15 protein-coding genes are annotated in these 15,378 nt (G+C 71.5%); 8 read left to right on the forward strand and 7 right to left on the reverse strand.

Going from position 1 to position 15,378, the window contains the following annotated elements:
• Nucleotides 1-54 precede the first annotated feature (54 nt).
• Nucleotides 55-2,583, reverse strand: coding sequence for a molybdopterin-containing oxidoreductase family protein (locus OG309_RS04140; protein ID WP_329418342.1), 2,529 nt, complete (start codon nt 2,581-2,583; stop codon nt 55-57).
• Nucleotides 2,584-2,778: 195 nt separating this feature from the next.
• Between OG309_RS04140 and OG309_RS04145 the strand changes: the two genes are divergently transcribed.
• The 3 genes from OG309_RS04145 (at nt 2,779) to OG309_RS04155 (ending at nt 5,992) form a co-directional block, all read left to right on the forward strand.
• Nucleotides 2,779-3,441, forward strand: a complete 663-nt coding sequence (locus OG309_RS04145) for a hypothetical protein (protein WP_329418343.1) — start codon at nt 2,779-2,781, stop codon at nt 3,439-3,441.
• 118 nt (nt 3,442-3,559) lie between these two features.
• The gene (locus OG309_RS04150) at nt 3,560-4,300 is read left to right on the forward strand and encodes a YcnI family copper-binding membrane protein (RefSeq protein ID WP_329418344.1); all 741 of its coding nucleotides are present in this window, start codon (nt 3,560-3,562) and stop codon (nt 4,298-4,300) included.
• A gap of 18 nt (nt 4,301-4,318) precedes the next feature.
• Nucleotides 4,319-5,992, forward strand: coding sequence for a copper resistance CopC/CopD family protein (locus tag OG309_RS04155; RefSeq protein ID WP_329418345.1), 1,674 nt, complete (start codon nt 4,319-4,321; stop codon nt 5,990-5,992).
• Here OG309_RS04155 and OG309_RS04160 read toward each other — a convergent pair.
• Entirely contained in the window at nt 5,961-6,416 is a 456-nt protein-coding gene (locus tag OG309_RS04160) for an arsenate reductase ArsC (RefSeq protein WP_329418346.1), read from the reverse strand. The two genes, OG309_RS04155 and OG309_RS04160, sit on opposite strands and share 32 nt — an antisense overlap.
• Before the next feature lie 129 nt (nt 6,417-6,545).
• Between OG309_RS04160 and OG309_RS04165 the strand changes: the two genes are divergently transcribed.
• Nucleotides 6,546-6,857 carry an ArsR/SmtB family transcription factor gene (locus OG309_RS04165; protein WP_329418347.1) on the forward strand — a complete coding sequence of 104 codons (312 nt, stop codon included), beginning with the start codon at nt 6,546-6,548 and terminating at the stop codon, nt 6,855-6,857.
• A 65-nt stretch (nt 6,858-6,922) separates the two neighbouring features.
• Nucleotides 6,923-8,002, forward strand: coding sequence for an ACR3 family arsenite efflux transporter (arsB, locus tag OG309_RS04170; RefSeq protein ID WP_329418348.1), 1,080 nt, complete (start codon nt 6,923-6,925; stop codon nt 8,000-8,002).
• A gap of 64 nt (nt 8,003-8,066) precedes the next feature.
• On the opposite strand, the gene OG309_RS04175 is transcribed toward arsB, so the two are convergent.
• The 4 genes from OG309_RS04175 to OG309_RS04190 form a co-directional block, all read right to left on the reverse strand.
• Nucleotides 8,067-8,756 carry an ATP-binding cassette domain-containing protein gene (locus OG309_RS04175; protein ID WP_329418349.1) on the reverse strand — a complete coding sequence of 230 codons (690 nt, stop codon included), beginning with the start codon at nt 8,754-8,756 and terminating at the stop codon, nt 8,067-8,069.
• The gene (gene pstC / locus OG309_RS04180) at nt 8,744-10,555 is read right to left on the reverse strand and encodes a phosphate ABC transporter permease subunit PstC (RefSeq protein ID WP_329418350.1); all 1,812 of its coding nucleotides are present in this window, start codon (nt 10,553-10,555) and stop codon (nt 8,744-8,746) included. Before pstC ends, OG309_RS04175 begins: the two co-directional genes overlap by 13 nt.
• Nucleotides 10,556-10,558: 3 nt before the next feature.
• On the reverse strand, nt 10,559-11,500 hold the full coding sequence (locus tag OG309_RS04185; RefSeq protein WP_329418351.1) for a phosphate ABC transporter substrate-binding protein: 942 nt from the start codon (nt 11,498-11,500) through the stop codon (nt 10,559-10,561).
• 248 nt (nt 11,501-11,748) lie between these two features.
• Nucleotides 11,749-12,159, reverse strand: coding sequence for a hypothetical protein (locus tag OG309_RS04190; RefSeq protein ID WP_329418352.1), 411 nt, complete (start codon nt 12,157-12,159; stop codon nt 11,749-11,751).
• A 199-nt stretch (nt 12,160-12,358) separates the two neighbouring features.
• Here OG309_RS04190 and OG309_RS04195 point away from each other — a divergent pair, with 199 nt between their 5' ends.
• From OG309_RS04195 to OG309_RS04205, 3 genes are all read left to right on the forward strand, one after another.
• Nucleotides 12,359-12,811, forward strand: a complete 453-nt coding sequence (locus OG309_RS04195) for a DUF6325 family protein (RefSeq protein ID WP_329418353.1) — start codon at nt 12,359-12,361, stop codon at nt 12,809-12,811.
• Between the two features lie 34 nt (nt 12,812-12,845).
• Complete coding sequence (locus OG309_RS04200) at nt 12,846-13,133, forward strand: SHOCT domain-containing protein (protein ID WP_329418354.1); 288 nt, start codon at nt 12,846-12,848, stop codon at nt 13,131-13,133.
• Between the two features lie 723 nt (nt 13,134-13,856).
• Nucleotides 13,857-14,756, forward strand: coding sequence for a GNAT family N-acetyltransferase (locus OG309_RS04205; protein ID WP_329418355.1), 900 nt, complete (start codon nt 13,857-13,859; stop codon nt 14,754-14,756).
• On the opposite strand, the gene OG309_RS04210 is transcribed toward OG309_RS04205, so the two are convergent.
• Nucleotides 14,753-15,364 (reverse strand): EF-hand domain-containing protein, encoded by a 612-nt coding sequence (locus tag OG309_RS04210; RefSeq protein WP_329418356.1) that lies wholly within the window; start codon nt 15,362-15,364, stop codon nt 14,753-14,755. The two genes, OG309_RS04205 and OG309_RS04210, sit on opposite strands and share 4 nt — an antisense overlap.
• Between the last annotated feature and the right edge of the window lie 14 nt (nt 15,365-15,378).

Genomic DNA, 15,378 nt, shown 5'->3' on the forward strand with positions numbered 1-15,378 from the left:
ACCGCGCCCGGCGGTGGGGTGCCGTGGAGGAGGGCCGCCGGACGGGTCCGGGTGTCAGGGGGTGCCGACGGGCGCCTTGGAGACGCGGCAGGCGAAGCACTTGTACGCCTGCTGCCCGGAGAGGTTGTCGTAGTAGCGGTCGTCGACGAGGGTGTTCGCCGCCTCGTAGGAGTCGCCGCCCAGCTCCTCCGCCGACTTCTGGGCCGGGCCGAAGGTGTTCGGCAGGAAGACGGTGTCCTCCCTGATGCCCTCCCAGTGGAGCGCCGTCGCGGTGACCCGGCCCCGGGGGCTCTCGACGACGACTTCGTCCCGGTCCTCGATGCCGAGCCGCCGGGCGGTGTCCGGGTGGATCTGGAGGAGACGGATCCCGTTGAGCCGAGCACCCGTCGGTGTCCAGTGGGTGACGGAGGCGAAGTGGACGACGCTCGGCCGGCCGGTCATGCCCATGAGCGGGTAGTCGCGGTGGACGGACCCGTCGCCCTCCACACCGAGCCGAACGGGGTGGGTGACGGCCTGCGGGTTGACCGGACTGGTCACGAACCGCTTCTCGTACGCGATCGTGGGGTGCGCTCCGGTCACCTCGGGGTGGGTGTAGAAGCCGGGCAGCGCGGCGTGGCCGGCGGTGGCGAGCTCCCGGTCCAGCTCCTCCGTGAAGATCTCGATCTTGCCGCTGGGAGTCAGGAAGCGCCGCCCCTTCGCCGCTCCGAGGGACTCGGCGGCCTCGTACCAGGACGGGTGGTCCTGGTAGAGCACACTGACGCCGGGGTGTTCGGGAGTGGGGCAGGGCCAGCGCAGCGGTTCGGAGCGCTTCTCCATCCGCTGCTGGGTCATGCCGCCCATGCCGGGGGTGTGCCTGACGAATTCCGCCCAGAGGGCGGAGTAGTCCTTCCAGGCCGGCGGAAAGGCGTCCGTCCAGTACGAGGGGGCGTTCCGCCGGTCCTGCCGCGCGAAGGCGTGGGCGAGTTCGATCCAGATCTCGTAGTCGGTCTTCGACTCGCCGCACCGGGGCACCGCGGCCTCCTGCCAGCGGATGGCGCGGTCGTCCCGGCGCATGTACACGCCCTCGTACTCCAGCGGGGAGCTCACCGGCAGGACGACGTCGGCGTAGGAGGCCGCCTCTTCCATGAACAGGCCCGTGTAGACGTAGAAGTCCAGCTTCCGGAACGCCTCCTTGACCTTCTCCGTGTTCGCGGAGGAGATCAGCGGGTTGCCCTGGGTGATGATCGCCTTGAGCCGGTACGGCTCGCCGGTGAGGATCGATTCGGCGAAGTAGTCGGGCCCCACGGGCAGGGCCGTCCGGTCGATCTCGGGCGTACGGACCGTGAGCTCGGGCAGGTGCAGGTCACCGGGCCAGGTGTTGTGCATGAAGTTGCATCCGGTGCCGGGCCGGCCGATGTTGCCCGTGACCGCGGCCAGGAAGGTGAGGACGCGGTACGTGTCGAAGGCGCCGAGCTGGTGCGAGATGCCGGCGTTGCAGAAGATGGCCGCCCTGTCGGCGCGGGCGTAGTCGCGCGCGATGCGGCGGATGGTCTCGGCGGGCACGCCGGTGACGGTGGCGGCCCACTGCGGGGTGTACCCGGACGCGGCCATGTGCGCCCGGAGCTCCTTGAAGCCGAGCACCCACCGGTCCACGAACGCAGGGTCGTACAGACGCTTGTCGAGGATGTGGTGGAGGATGCCGAGAACGAGGGCCAGGTCGGTGTGCGGCTTCGGGGAGACCCATGCGTCGGCGAGTGCGCCCGTGGGCGTCTGCCGGGGGTCGACGACGACGAGTGTGGCGCCCGTACGCTCGCGTCCACGCAGCAGGTAGTCGAAGGTGACGGGGTGCGTCTCGGCCTGGTTGGTGCCGAGGAAGAGGAAGTAGTCGGCGGAACCGAGGTCGTCCCGGCCGGTGGCGCCGTCCGTGCCGTACCCGTTGGTGAAGTTGCCGAGGCCGAACGAGGCCTTGAGGGCGTTTCCGCCCGCGTCGTTGCAGACCGGGCCCACATCGGTGTTGTTGGGGCTGCCGAGGAGCGCGAACAGGCGGGCGACGAGGGAGCCGGTTCCGCGCGGGAGACGTCCGGTGGTGCGGTTCGCGATCGATGCGGCCTGCCCGCTGTCGCGGAGCGCGAGGAGCCGTCGTGCGATCAGGTCGAGGGCCTCGTCCCACGTGGCCTCACGGAAGGCGGATTCCTTCGACCCCTTCGGGCCGCCGGTGCGGATCAGGGGCTTGGTCAACCGCAGGGGGTTGTGCGTGATCTCCGCCATCATCGGCGCCTTGACGCAGATGTTGCCCCGCTGCACCGGGTCACCCGAGGAGCCCTGGACGCTGATGACGCGGTCGGCTCGCACGGCGACGTCGATGGCGCAGTTCGAGTTGCAGAACTGGCAGGCGCTCCTGACCGTCCGGTCGGGCTGCAGGGCCGCCGAGCCCTCGGAGTAGTTCAACAGGCCGCCTTCGCCGACGATGGCAGGAGCCGTGCCCTTGCCAGGACTTGTCCCGGTCGCGGAAGCGGTGGGCACGTTGACCATCAGGGCCGCACTCGTGAGCACGGCGCTCTGGACCACGTTTCGTCTGGAGACAGGCTTGCTGCTGTGGGACACGTCCGACTCCCCCTGTGGTGTGGCAGGCGTCGTGAGCCTATGGTGATCACCACCTCCTGTCTAGAGATTCATCGAATCAGCGGGCTACAGTGAGGCGCGCGCCGTCCCGACTTCCGGACTCGCTTGCCCCCAGGCATTTTTGGCGCTCCGTCAGCTTGATTCGGATCTCGGCAGTGAACCCGTAGGGAGGTGGGAATGGCTTCGCATGCGCTCTCTCGACCCGGCGCCGGCCTGGTCCGCGCCTTCCTGATGACCTGGATCTGCGTGGTGATCTCCGCCTGCGCGCACAGCGTGGCCACCGGGGCGGCACCCTCCTCGGGAGCGGTCGCGATCGGGACGGCGACCGCCTCCCTCCTGATCGCGACCTTCACTCGACGCCGCTTGTCGGTACGCGCGGGCACCGGCACGCTGGCCGCCCTCCAGGTCGGACTGCACGCGTTCTTCACGGCCGTGATGCCGGCGCGCCCAGCCGGCCACTCCATGGTCCCGATGACGCACGCCGGAATGGCACGGGCCCCGGCGTGGCCGGCTCTCATCCCGAGCGCGCCCATGCTGTGCGCCCACATCGTGGCGGCGGCCGTCGTCGCCTGGCTGCTGCACGGAGCGGACATCGCGATCGGTCGGGCGCTGGAACTCGCGCGCCTCCGCACGGCCGACGCCGTCTCGCTCGTCCGGCGCGCCTCCCACAGCCTCCTGGTCGCGTGGCGCCGCTCCCTCGACGCAGCGGCGACGAGGCTGCCGGACCGGCGGACCGTGTCCGAGGGAGCAGCGGCTCCTCCGTCCTCTGCCGCGGGAACGCTGCTCTCCCATGAGGTGACGCGTCGCGGACCTCCCCGATGGGCGGCCGCCCCCGGCTGACGTCGGCATCGCCGTGCTCGACCCGGGGCGGGACCACATGCCATCCCCTCGTCTCGTCCCCCTCGCGTGCGGCCCGCCACGGCGCCGCACGGGGACCCGCCACACCGGAGCCTCATCCATGCGCACGTTCGCTCGCCTCGGCGTCCTGGCCGCGACTGCTGTCGCCACCCTCGCCGTGTCCTCCCCCGCCTTCGCCCATGTCTCCGTCCAGCCGGAGGGCGCCGCCGCCAAGGGCGGCTACGCCACCGTCAACGTCAAGGTCCCCAACGAGCGGGCCGACGCCTCCACGGTCAAGGTCGAGGTGTCCTTCCCCACCGACCACCCCCTGGCCTCGGTCATGCCGCAGGCCGTACCCGGCTGGGACGTCACGGTGTCCAAGTCGAAGCTGGCCAAGCCCCTGACGCTGCACGGCAAGAGCATCACCGAGGCCGTCAGCAAGGTCACCTGGACCGCCACCGACAAGGGCATCCGGCCGGGCTACTTCCAGAAGTTCCCCCTGTCGCTCGGCCGGCTGCCCGAGGACGCCGACGAACTCGTCCTCAAGGCGCTGCAGACGTACAGCAACAAGGAGGTGGTCCGCTGGATCGAGCCGCAGGCGAAGGGCCAGGAGGAGCCCGAGCACCCGGCGCCCGTACTGCACCTGTCCGCCGCCACCGGTGATCACCACGGCGGGGCGACGGCGACGAAGGCACCCGACGCCAAGCCGGCGGCCGACGACACCCACGCGTCCGAGAAGGCGGCCGAGGCGCACGCCGCCGGTCACGGCAGCGAGAAGTGGCTCGGCGTGGCCGGGATCGTCCTCGGCGCGGCGGGGCTCGTCACGGCCCTGGTCACCAGCCGCCGTCGTCGCGACGCCTGATCCGGCGGCAGGTCACCGATGACGCCCACCGCCTCCCGTGCGTACCGATGGATGACGGTCCTGCTGGCCGGCCTGTGCCTGCTGGCCCTCGGCGGCACCGCCCCGGCCGACGCGCACGCGGTGCTCACGGCCAGTACACCGGCACGGGGAGCGGTGGTCGCCGAACCGCCCTCGCGGGTGGTGCTCACCTTCACCGAGGAGATCGCGCTCACCGCGGACGCCGTGCGCGTGCTGGATCCCGCGGGCCGCCGGGTGGACGACGCCCGACCCGGTTCGGAAGGCGGCAGCACCTACGTGGTGGGTCTGCGCGCGCCGCTGCCGCGGGGCACGTACACGGTCGCGTACCAGGTGGTGTCCGCGGACAGCCACCCAGTGACGGGTGCGTACACGTTCTCCGTCGGCGCACCGTCGGCGACCGCCGCCACCGGGGTCGCCGGTGTGCGCGACCCGGACGCGGGTGCGGTCGGGCGGGCGTACGCGGCGGCGCGGTTCGGGGCCTACGCGGGGATGATCGTCCTCACCGGCGCGGTCTGCTTCGTCCTCGTGTGCCGGCCGGGTGGGCGGCATCGGCCGCTCCGCCGCACGCTGGTCGCGAGCTGGTCCCTGCTCGTGGTGTGCACGGCCGCGCTGCTCGTCCTGCGAGGGAGCTACACCGGTTCGGGAACCCTCGGCGAGGTCGCGGACCCCGCACGACTGGGTGACGCCCTCGCGAGCAAGACGGGTGTGCTGCTGAGTGCGCGCCTCGCGCTGCTGGCCGTCGGCGCCGGAGCCTGGGCCTGGTGGCGGCGCGGGCCCGCGGAGCGGAGGGACCGGATCGCGCGCCGCGGCGCGGTCCCGCTCGGCGTGGCGCTGGCCTGGACCTGGGCTGGTGCCGAGCATGCCTCGGCCGGGCTCCAGGCAGCGGTCGCCATGCCCGTGGACGTGGTGCACCTGCTGGCCGCAGGCGCGTGGGTGGGCGGCCTGTTCGTCCTGGCGGTCGCGCTGGCGCGCGTCCGCGAGTTGCCGGTGGGGGCCTTGGCCCGGTTCTCCCGGGTGGCGCTCGTCAGCGTCTGCGCTCTCGTCGCCACCGGGCTCTACCAGTCCTGGCGGCAGGTCGGCTCACTGCCCGCCCTGACCGACACCCGCTTCGGGGTGCTGCTGCTCGCCAAGTCCGCCGTCGTGGCGCTGCTGCTCTGCCTCGGCTACGTCTCGCGGCGCTGGACGATGCGGCTGGAGCACACGTCCGCAAGAGGGTTCCGGCGCTGGGTCGCGGCGGAGGCCGCCCTCGGAGTCGCCGTCCTCGCGATCACCACGGCGCTGACCACGACCGAGCCCTCCCGGGCAGAGGAGTCGTCGGCATCCGCCGGGGGCGGGCTCGTCGTGTCGGTCGAGGCCGCCTTCGACACCGGAGGACCGAGCGGGGAGGGAAGGACCGATGTCGTCGTGGACCCCGGACGGGTGGGCCCCAACGCCGTCCACGTGACGGTGACGGACCCGGCCGGAGGACCGCTCGACGTACCGGAGATCCGGGCCGCGCTCACGTCGTCCGCCGGGATCGGCCCCTTGCCCGTACTCCTCCGTCGTGCGTCGGAGGGCCACTGGACCGTGTCCGGGTTCCAGGTGCCGGCACCGGGAACCTGGCAGCTCTCGCTGACGATCCGGACCTCCGACATCGATCAGGTCACGCTGCGTCGGCCGCTCGCGTTCCGGTGACGTCCGCCGTCGCGGCGTTGCGGCCGATCTCCGCGACCAGGTCCTCGACCCGCGTCCTGATCTCGTCGCGTATGCGGCGCACGACGTCGACGCCCTGACCCGCCGGGTCCTCCAGGGCCCAGTCGCGGTACTGCTTGCCGGGGAAGACGGGGCAGGTGTCGCCGCAGCCCATGGTGATCACGTAGTCGCTGGACTCCACCATCTCCGGGGTCAGCACCCGGGGAGTCAGGCCGACCAGGTCGATGCCGACCTCGGCCATGGCGACGACGGCCTGCGGGTTGACCTGGTCGGCGGGCAGGGTGCCGGCGGAGCGCACCTCGACCCGCCCCTGGGACAGGTGCCGGAGCCAGGCGGCGGCCATCTGCGAGCGGCCGGCGTTGTGCACGCAGACGAACAGGACGGAGGCGGTGGGGGCGTCGGCCATGGTCGATCCTCGGGTGGTGCGGGGTGGTGCTCTGGCAGGTGAGGAGTGACGGCGCGCCGACAGCAGCCCTGATGGGAAACTGGGGGAATGCGGTGGCCGCGACACCCCCGGCCATGAGAGTATCAGTCCATGCTGACATCAGTCGAGAGTGACCTTTTGCGCGTCCTCGCCGACCCCCTCCGACTCAGGATCGTGACCCTGCTGGCACGCGAGTCCCTCTGTACGACCCACCTCGTCGAGGAGACCGGCGCCAGGCAGACCAACCTCTCGAACCACCTGAAGGTGCTCAGGGACGCAGGCCTGGTCGACACGGAGCCGTGCGGCCGGTGGACGTACTACCGCCTCAAGCCCGAGGTCCTGACGTCGCTCGTCGGCGAGCTGGGCGGCCTCGCCGAGGCCGCGCGCGAGACCGCCGAGACCGGCCGCAAGCGGAGCTGCTGACATCGACGGACACTGACATCACCACACGCTGGTGTCAGCACATGATGATGTGAGAGCATCCCCGCATGCTCACCTCAGTCGACACTGATGCGATCGCGAAGGAGGGCCTCACCCGCAGGCTGTCCTTCCTCGACCGCTACCTCGCCGTATGGATCCTCGCGGCCATGGCCGCGGGTCTGGTCCTGGGGCGGCTCGTCCCCGGCCTGAGCGACGCGCTCGCGGGTGTCGAGGTCGGCGGGGTCTCGCTCCCCATCGCCGTCGGCCTGTTGGTGATGATGTACCCGGTGCTCGCCAAGGTCCGGTACGACCGCCTGGACGCCGTCACGGGCGACCGCAAGCTGATGGCGGCCTCGCTGGCCGTCAACTGGATCGCGGGCCCCGCCGTTATGTTCGCCCTGGCCTGGATCTTCCTGGCCGACCTGCCGGAGTACCGGACCGGCCTGATCGTCGTGGGCCTCGCGCGCTGCATCGCCATGGTGATCATCTGGAACGACCTGGCCTGCGGCGACCGGGAGGCCGCCGCCGTCCTGGTCGTGCTGAACTCCCTGTTCCAGGTCCTGGCGTTCGGCCTGCTGGGCTGGTTCTATCTGGACCTGCTGCCGACGTGGCTGGGGCTGGGCGACGGACAGGGGCTGGACGTCTCACCGTGGCAGATCGCCCTCAACGTGCTCGTCTTCCTGGGGATCCCCCTCCTCGCCGGTTTCCTGACCCGCCGAGTGGGCGAGCGGCGGATGGGCAGGGAGAGGTACGAGCGGGCGTTCCTGCCCCGGATCGGCCCGTGGGCACTGTACGGCCTGCTGTTCACGATCGTCGTCCTGTTCGCCCTCCAGGGGAGGACGGTCACCTCGCAGCCGCTCGACGTCGCCCGCATCGCGGCCCCGCTGCTCGTCTACTTCGCGGTGATGTTCTTCGGATCCTTCACCCTCGGCAAGGCCCTCGGGCTGCCGTACGACCGCACCGCGACGCTCGCGTTCACCGCGGCCGGCAACAACTTCGAGCTCGCCATCGCCGTGGCCATCGGCACCTTCGGCGTCACCTCCGGGCAGGCGCTGTCCGGAGTCGTCGGCCCGCTGATCGAGGTCCCGGTCCTCATCGGGCTGGTCTACGTCTCCCTGGCCCTGCGGCACCGGTTCGCCCGCGCCTGACCCGCGCGGCCGGGCACGGCGAGGCGGGCGGGCGGCGGACCCGCCGGCCGCCCGCCCGCTCGGTTCACCCCACGGGAGCGGGGCGAGGCACCGCCAGCGGCGGGTCCAACTGCACGGTCCGGTCGCAGAGTCGCGCCACCTGTGCCGGATCGTGGGACACGAGCAGGACGGTACGGCGCCCGCGCAGGGCGGCCACCGACTCCTCGACCGTGTCCCTGCTCCTCTCGTCGAGGGCGCTCGTCGGCTCGTCCAGGAGCAGGGCGGCCGGCTCCAGGGCCAGCGCCCGCGCCAGACAGAGCCGTTGACGCTGGCCGGCGGACAGGGTCTGGGCCGGCGTGTCGAGCCGGTCGCAGACCTCCTTCCACAACCCGGCCTCGTTGAGAGCCTGCTCGGCACGATCGTGCAGGACATCCTTCGGCGCCCGCATGACGTGCCTGATCCCGAAGAGGGCGTTGTCGAGGATGCTGCCGCCGAAGACGACGGGCGTCTGGGGCACGAGCACGACCTTCGTCCGCAGATCGGCGTCCCCCTTCCTGTGACCGATCGGCCGCCCCAGCACCTCCAGGTGCCCGTCCCTTGTGAGGCCCGCGGGGAGCAGATCCACGAGCGCGCGCAGCACCGTGGACTTGCCGGCGCCCGACGGCCCGCAGAGTCCGGTCGTGGACCCCGGTTCGAGCCCGAAGGAGACCGGCCCCACGAGGGTCTTCTCCCGGTCCCGGACCCGGAGTTCCCGCACCGCGATCACGTCGTCCATCGTTCCCCCTCGAAGCGGTTGCGCAGCGCCACGGCCACGCTGAGCAGTACGGCGGTGATGATCACCAGGACCATCGCGCTCCCCCACGCCTGTGAGACCGCCTGGGGGTCGCCCGAGTCCTGGGACAGGGTGAAGATGTGGGTGGGCAGCGCCTGCACCGGCGCGTTCACGATCCCGCTGGGCACCGCCGGCGCCCCGAAGAACACCGTGGCGGTGAACAGGAGCGGCGCGGTCTCCCCCGCCGCCCGGGCGAGGCCGAGCAGGAGACCGGTGACCGTGGCCGGCCAGGCGTACGGGACGACGACGGACCGGATGTACTGCGCGCGCGAGAGGCCGAGCGCCATGGCGCTCTCGGTCGTCTCGGGCGGCATGCCGCTGACCCGCCCGGCGGTCGTGAGGGCCACGACGGGGACGACGACCGGCACCAGCACGAGGGCGCCCGCCAGCCACGACCGGCCCCAGCCCATGGCGCTGCACACGATCACGAAGCCCGCGAGGCCGAGGAGGATGGTCGGCGTTCCTCCCAGCACGACGGTCACCGTCTGCAGGACCCGCGCGCCGCGGGCGGAGGCGTGAACGCCGAGCAGGATGCCCGCGCCGAATCCCAGCGGCAGGGAGATCAGCCCCGTCGTGGTGATCAGGATCAGCGTGCCGAGGATCTGGTCGCTGACTCCGCCGCCGGCCGACCCGGACGCTGATGTGTACCAGAACGAGGGCGAGAAGGCGGCACTTCCGCGGGTGGCGAGCACGGCTAGCATGGCCACGAGGAGCGCTCCGGGCAGGAGCAGCGCCCCGAGACGCAGGACCCGCACCAGCTTGTCGAGCTCCCCGCGCATCCGCCCGGACCGGTGCTGCCGGTCGCGGCCCAGCCCGGACCCTGACCCGGACGAGCGCCGGGTCCCCCACACCGTGGCCAGCGCGACCAGGGCGAGCAGGACGAGACCGAGGCCACAGATCGCGGCGAAGTACGGACCGGAGGTCCCCGCCAGGACCGGTTCGGGTCCGGCCAGCTTCGTGGTCAAGGTCTGGCCCGGGTGGACGAGCGAGTCGACGAGCCCGCCGAAGGACGTGGGCAGCCGCCCGTCCGCCCGCCCGACGACCAGGAACACGGCGATGGCCTCGCCGAGCGCCCGGGCGAGTCCCAGCAGCACCGCGGCCCGCATGCCCTGGCGGGCCTGCGGCAGCACCGCGGACCGCACGACCTCGCGGCGCGTGAGCCCGAGGGAGTAGGCGGCCTCTCGGTACCGGTCCGGCACGGCGGACAGGGCGTCCACGCTCACGGCCACGACCGTCGGCGTGATCATCACGGCCAGCACGACACCGGCGGCGAGCAGGCTGTCCCCGCCCGGCACGTCCCCGATCCAGGCGATGAGGGGCCGGACGGCGAGGATGCCGATGAGCCCGTACACGATGGAGGGGACGGCCGCGAGCAGCTCCACGCTCATGCGCAGCGGCTTGGCGAGCCGCGGCGGCAGGTACTCCGTGAGGGCGATCGCTCCGGCCCAGCCGACGGGAACCGCGAGCACGAGCGCGATCAGGCAGACGACGGCGGACCCGTAGATCATGGCGAGCCCGCCGAAGACGGAGTCCGCCGGATTCCACGAAGCCCCGGCGAGCAGGGCGAGCCAGTCGACCTTCCCGCTGAAGAGCCCTGCCCCGAGGTAGCCGACGACGACCAGCAGGGACCCCGCCACCGAGAGCGCCCCGGCGCACACCCAGGCCCAGACCCACGAGGAGGGCCGTGGGCGAGGCGATGTGTCCGGTGCGGCCGGCGGCCGCACCAGCGTCTTCGCTGTCACGGGCTACTTCCCGATTTGCTTGAGGGTCAGATAGCCGTGCTTGGGCAGGAGTGCCTGCCCCTTCTCGGACAGGATGTAGTCGATGAACTTCTTCGCCGTGTCCTTCGGCTGCCCGTTCGTGACCATGTAGAGCGGGCGGCTCATCGGGTACTTCCCGGTGGCCACGTTCTCCGAGGACGGGGCGATCCCGTCGAGCGTGACCACGGCCAGCTTGTCACGCCCCTCGACGAAACCGGTCGACAGCGGGGCGACCGCTCCCGGCGTCGACTCCAGCTTGTTGCGCGTCTCCAGGTTGCCGCCGACGATGGCGAAGTTGTCGGAGTTCGGCGGCGGCGGGGGCTTCTCCCCGTGGTAGAGGTACTTGTCGAGCACCTCGCGGGTGCCGCGCCCCGGCTCCTTGTCGTAGACGAAGACCGGGAGGTCGGGACCGCCGATCTCCTTCCAGTTCGTGATCTTCCCCTCGAACAGGCCCTTCACCTGGTCGACCGTCAGGTTCTTGACCCCGGCGTCGGCGACCTGCTTCGTGATGATGACGCCCACCGCGTCGGCGCCGATCTGCGTCTCGACGAAGTCGGTCTTGGGACTGGCGGACCGGTCCGCGTCCGCGATCGGCTTGGAGCTGAGCGCGATGTCGATCTGCCCGGCCCCGAGCTGCGAGATGCCGCCGGCCGAACCACCCTGCGTGGCGACGGTGATGTTCAGACCCTGCGCCTTCAGCGCCTCGGCGGCATCGGCGGCGACGGGCGCGACGGTGGTGGAACCACTGGCCTGAAGCGCCTTACCCGAGCCCGCCTCGGCATCGGCGCAAGCCGTCGCGAGCGAGGCGACGAGCACCGCGCCGGAGGCGAGGTACGCGAACCTGCGCCGACTGACCAACCCTGCGGACCGCGCGCTGCCCGACGTCAAGTCCTGCGGCTGCGAAGGCGATTCCATGGTGCGGGACATGCAAGGTCCTCCCCCAGTCGGTCTCTGATTTGAACGGAGTCTAAGCAGCCAGGCAGGTGACTGAGAAGCCTCTACGAACAACCGTCTGTACAACTGGAGTTCACATTGCCCGCACTTCTCATACATCTTCCGTTTCCTTGATCGTCCGTTTGCGTGAGCCGGGTTGACATCCGGGTCCCGATGTCGGCCAGCGGCCGGGTCTGCCACCGGTGCTCCGGAACGGACTGGGCGGCGGCCCGCCCTCTCGTTCAATAGACGTCGCGGACGTACCGCTTGTCCGCGGACATCTGCTTCACGTACGCGGCCGCCGCCTCCTCGTCCATCCGGCCGTGGCGGGCGACGACCTCCCGCAGCATCCGGTCGACGTCCTTCGCCCTGCGGGCGGCGTCGCCGCAGACGGCGAAGCGGTAGTAGGAGTCGGTGGCCTCGCGCTGCTCGCCGAAGGAGAGCGGCCTCCCGAAAGCAACACGGTCCGGCTGTCCTGCTTCCCCTGGCTCATCGCCGCCCTCGCCGTCGGCGGCTTCCTCGGCCTGGGGCTTCTCCTCGTCATGACGCGCGAGCGGTGGCGTGCCCGGCTGCGGCGTCGCGCGGCAAAACGTACGGCGCTGCGCGCACTGCGGCGGGAGCTGCGGGCGGGGAACCCGCCTGCCGACCGGCACTCGTAGCGGTACTCCGAACGAGTCCGTCACCGTCGCCGCGCACGATAGCCCGCAGATCCCTACGGCGCGCGGCGTGCGACCTGGGCCGATCCAGGCGGGTGAACGGCCCACCGAAGTGCGACGACCGCGCTCCGGTGATGGAATTGACCTACGTGACGGGGGTTCCAGGGGGGCATCAGCGAGCACCAGAGGTGACGCAGTGAGCGACGCATTCGAAGAAGTGGGCGACGTAGGCCCGATCGACTATCTGGTCGTCGAGTTCCCCGGCAACCGGATGACCGGCGAGGGCTTCCCCATCCTCGTCGACCTCGTGGACCGCGGCCTGATCCGGATCCTGGACCTGACGTTCGTCAGGAAGGACGACGACGGATCTGTGACCGGCCTGGAGATCGCCGACCTCACCGGCGACGGCCGGCTCGACCTGGCCGTCTTCGAGGGAGCGTCGTCGGGACTCCTGGGCCAGGACGACATCGAGGAGGCGGGCGCCGCGCTGGAGCCCGGCAGTTCCGCCGGCATCCTGGTCTACGAGAACCTGTGGGCCGCACCCTTCGCCGCCGCCCTGCGTCGCGGCGGAGCCCGGATGGTCGCCTCCGGAAGGATCCCCGTGACCGACCTGGTCGACGCGCTCGACGCGACCGAGTCCGCTCACTAGCCGCAGAGCCCGCCAAGGCAGAAGGGACACAGTCATGCCAGGTCTCCTCCGCGGAGTCGCCCGCACCGCCGTGGTCGCCGGAACGGCGACCGCCGTGTCGAACCGTGTGTCACGCCGACAGCAGGGGCGGTGGGCGGCGCAACAGGGAAACGAGGCGCCCCCGCCCCAGCAGGCGTCCTACGCCGAACCGCCGGCGGCTCCGGCTGCCGTCGACATGAGCAGCAAGATCGAACAGCTGAAGCAGCTCGGCGAGCTCAAGGACCAGGGCGTCCTCACGGAGGCCGAGTTCGAGGAACAGAAGCGCAGAATCCTCGGATCATGACCGGACACCGGTGGCTGCGGGGCTGAGACGCCCCCTGCTGGGGCGTCACCGTGAGGGTCCCGCCGGCGTGCCTGCCACCATGCGGACGCCGTCCTGAGCTGGAGCACGAAGCGGCCGACGCCCGTGATGGCGGGCGTCGGCCGTGTCGTGGGGGTTGGGGGTGGATCCGGCGGCTGTTCCGTCGCTGTCGACGACTCCACTGACGTGGTACGTCAGAAGCGAGATCCGGGAGTGGGCGTCGATCGACGCGGCGAGCTGGGCGCGGCTGGTGCCGCCTCCGCCGCTGCCGGCGGGTCGCCGCCCTGTCGTACCTCCCGGACTGCCAGGTGGTCCGGCCCGCGGTGCGCTGGGCCGCGTCGGTGCGGGTCGGCCAGATGTCGATGTCGAGCCCGACCTCATGGCTGGCGTGGCCCGGGATGTCACCGCCGTGCTCGAAACCGGTGCGGGCGTCCGCTCCCCGCCCGCCTCGCCCCGCCGCGGACTCCCGGCGCGGACTCCCGGCGCGGGGGCGGGGCAGACACCGCGGGCCCTCCAGGGGCGCGTAAATCCGTGGACGGACCCGCGGAAGATCACGTACGGTGTGGCTCCACGCTCCGAGACCAACGGAAGGAGGCGAGTGCCGTGCAGTTCACACCTTTCCAGCGCTCCCTCTTCCGCTGTCCCGGCGTGGTTCTTCAGTTCTGACCGGGAGCGCTCCAAGCAGCCTGCATCCCGGAGGAACCCGTGACCGATCTGGTCATCCGCTCGCTTTCCGCGAGCGACGCACATCTTTTCGACGCACTCCCCGACCCCCTGGGCGCCCGTGAAGGCCACCGGCTCACCCGGTTCCGCCCCGACTGGAAGCGCGTCGCCCTGCGCGACGGCGAGGTCGTCGCACGCGGCGCGTGGTGGGGCGGTCCCGACGACGCGGAGCCCGTCAACGTCAACTGGTTCGACGTGGCGGAGGGCGAGGAGGAGGCCGGGGCCGAACTCCTGCGCTCCGCTCCCTGGCGGGTCGAACTCGAGATCAACCTGCCCGGCGGCTGGCGGGAGGAGCCCGAGCTGCGCGCCGGCGCCGAGGCGCGCTTCGCCTCGGCACGCGCCGCGGGGTACGAGCCCCTGGTGGAACGCTTCCTGTACCGCTGGACCCCGGAGCGCGGTCTGCCCGAGCGGCCCGGACGCCTGCGCTTCGGCGCCGAACCCGACGACACCGTGTTCCTCGACGCCCTGCGCCGCATCCACTCCGTCACCCTGGACGCCCACGCCCTCAGGGCCATCGAGGAAGGCGGCCTCGACCAGGCCGCCCAGGAGGAGCTCGACTTCTTCCACTGGTGCCCCTCGCCACGGGAGTGGTGGCAGATCGCACGCACCCCGGAGGGCGACCTGGCCGGCATCCACATCCCGGCCCACAACCCCTCCGGCCCGACCATCGGCTTCATCGGAGTCGTACCGGAACAGCGCGGCCGCGGCTACGCCTACGACCTCCTCGCGGAGTGCACCCACCACCTCGCCGAGCAGGGCGCGGAGTTCGTCACAGGAGCGACGGACCAGAGCAACTTCCCCATGGCCGCGAACTTCGCCAAGGCCGGCTTCCCCGTCGTCAGAGAACGCATCAACTTCCAGCCGACGGGCCGAGCCGCCTAGCGAGGAGGAGTGCGCGGTGGGTGGTCCGGGGCGAGGGCGGGTCCGGACCGCCGGCCGGCGCCCGCCGCCCTGCCGGTCACGGGTCCGCACAGCCGGTTGCCCGGTTCGGCCGGGTCGTCGCTGATCCAGAACTGGATCCACAACTCGGTGAACTCGGGGCGGCTGAGGTAGCCGTCCCCGTCCTGGTCGAGGTGGGCGAAGACGTCGGCGACGTCGACGCGCTCGCCGTGCCACGTGTCGACCAACCGCTGGTGCTCGGAGGGGGAGATGCGTCCGTCGCCGTTCTCGTCGACGGCGTCGAACACCGTCTCGGCGGTCGCGGCGACGACCTCGCGCATCGTGGGCAGCAGATCGACCATGGCCAGGAGTTCGTCCAGGTCCACCTTGCCGTCCCCGTCCGTGTCCACGTGGGCGGCGAGGTGGTCCCACCAGCCCAGCATGAGCGACTCCACGCGTACCGACAGTTCGGATCCCGGTGTCACGCGGGGCAGTCGCCTCCAGCGCTCCGCGAGCGCCTGGAAGTCGCGCTGATCGAGGTAGCCGTTGTCGTCCGCGTCGAACGCGCGGAACATGTCGACGAGCTTGTCCCGCTGGAACTGACTTGCCACGGTCTGCCTCTCCG

It is taken from the genome of Streptomyces sp. NBC_01268 (assembly GCF_036240795.1).
Taxonomy (GTDB): Bacteria; Actinomycetota; Actinomycetes; order Streptomycetales; family Streptomycetaceae; genus Streptomyces.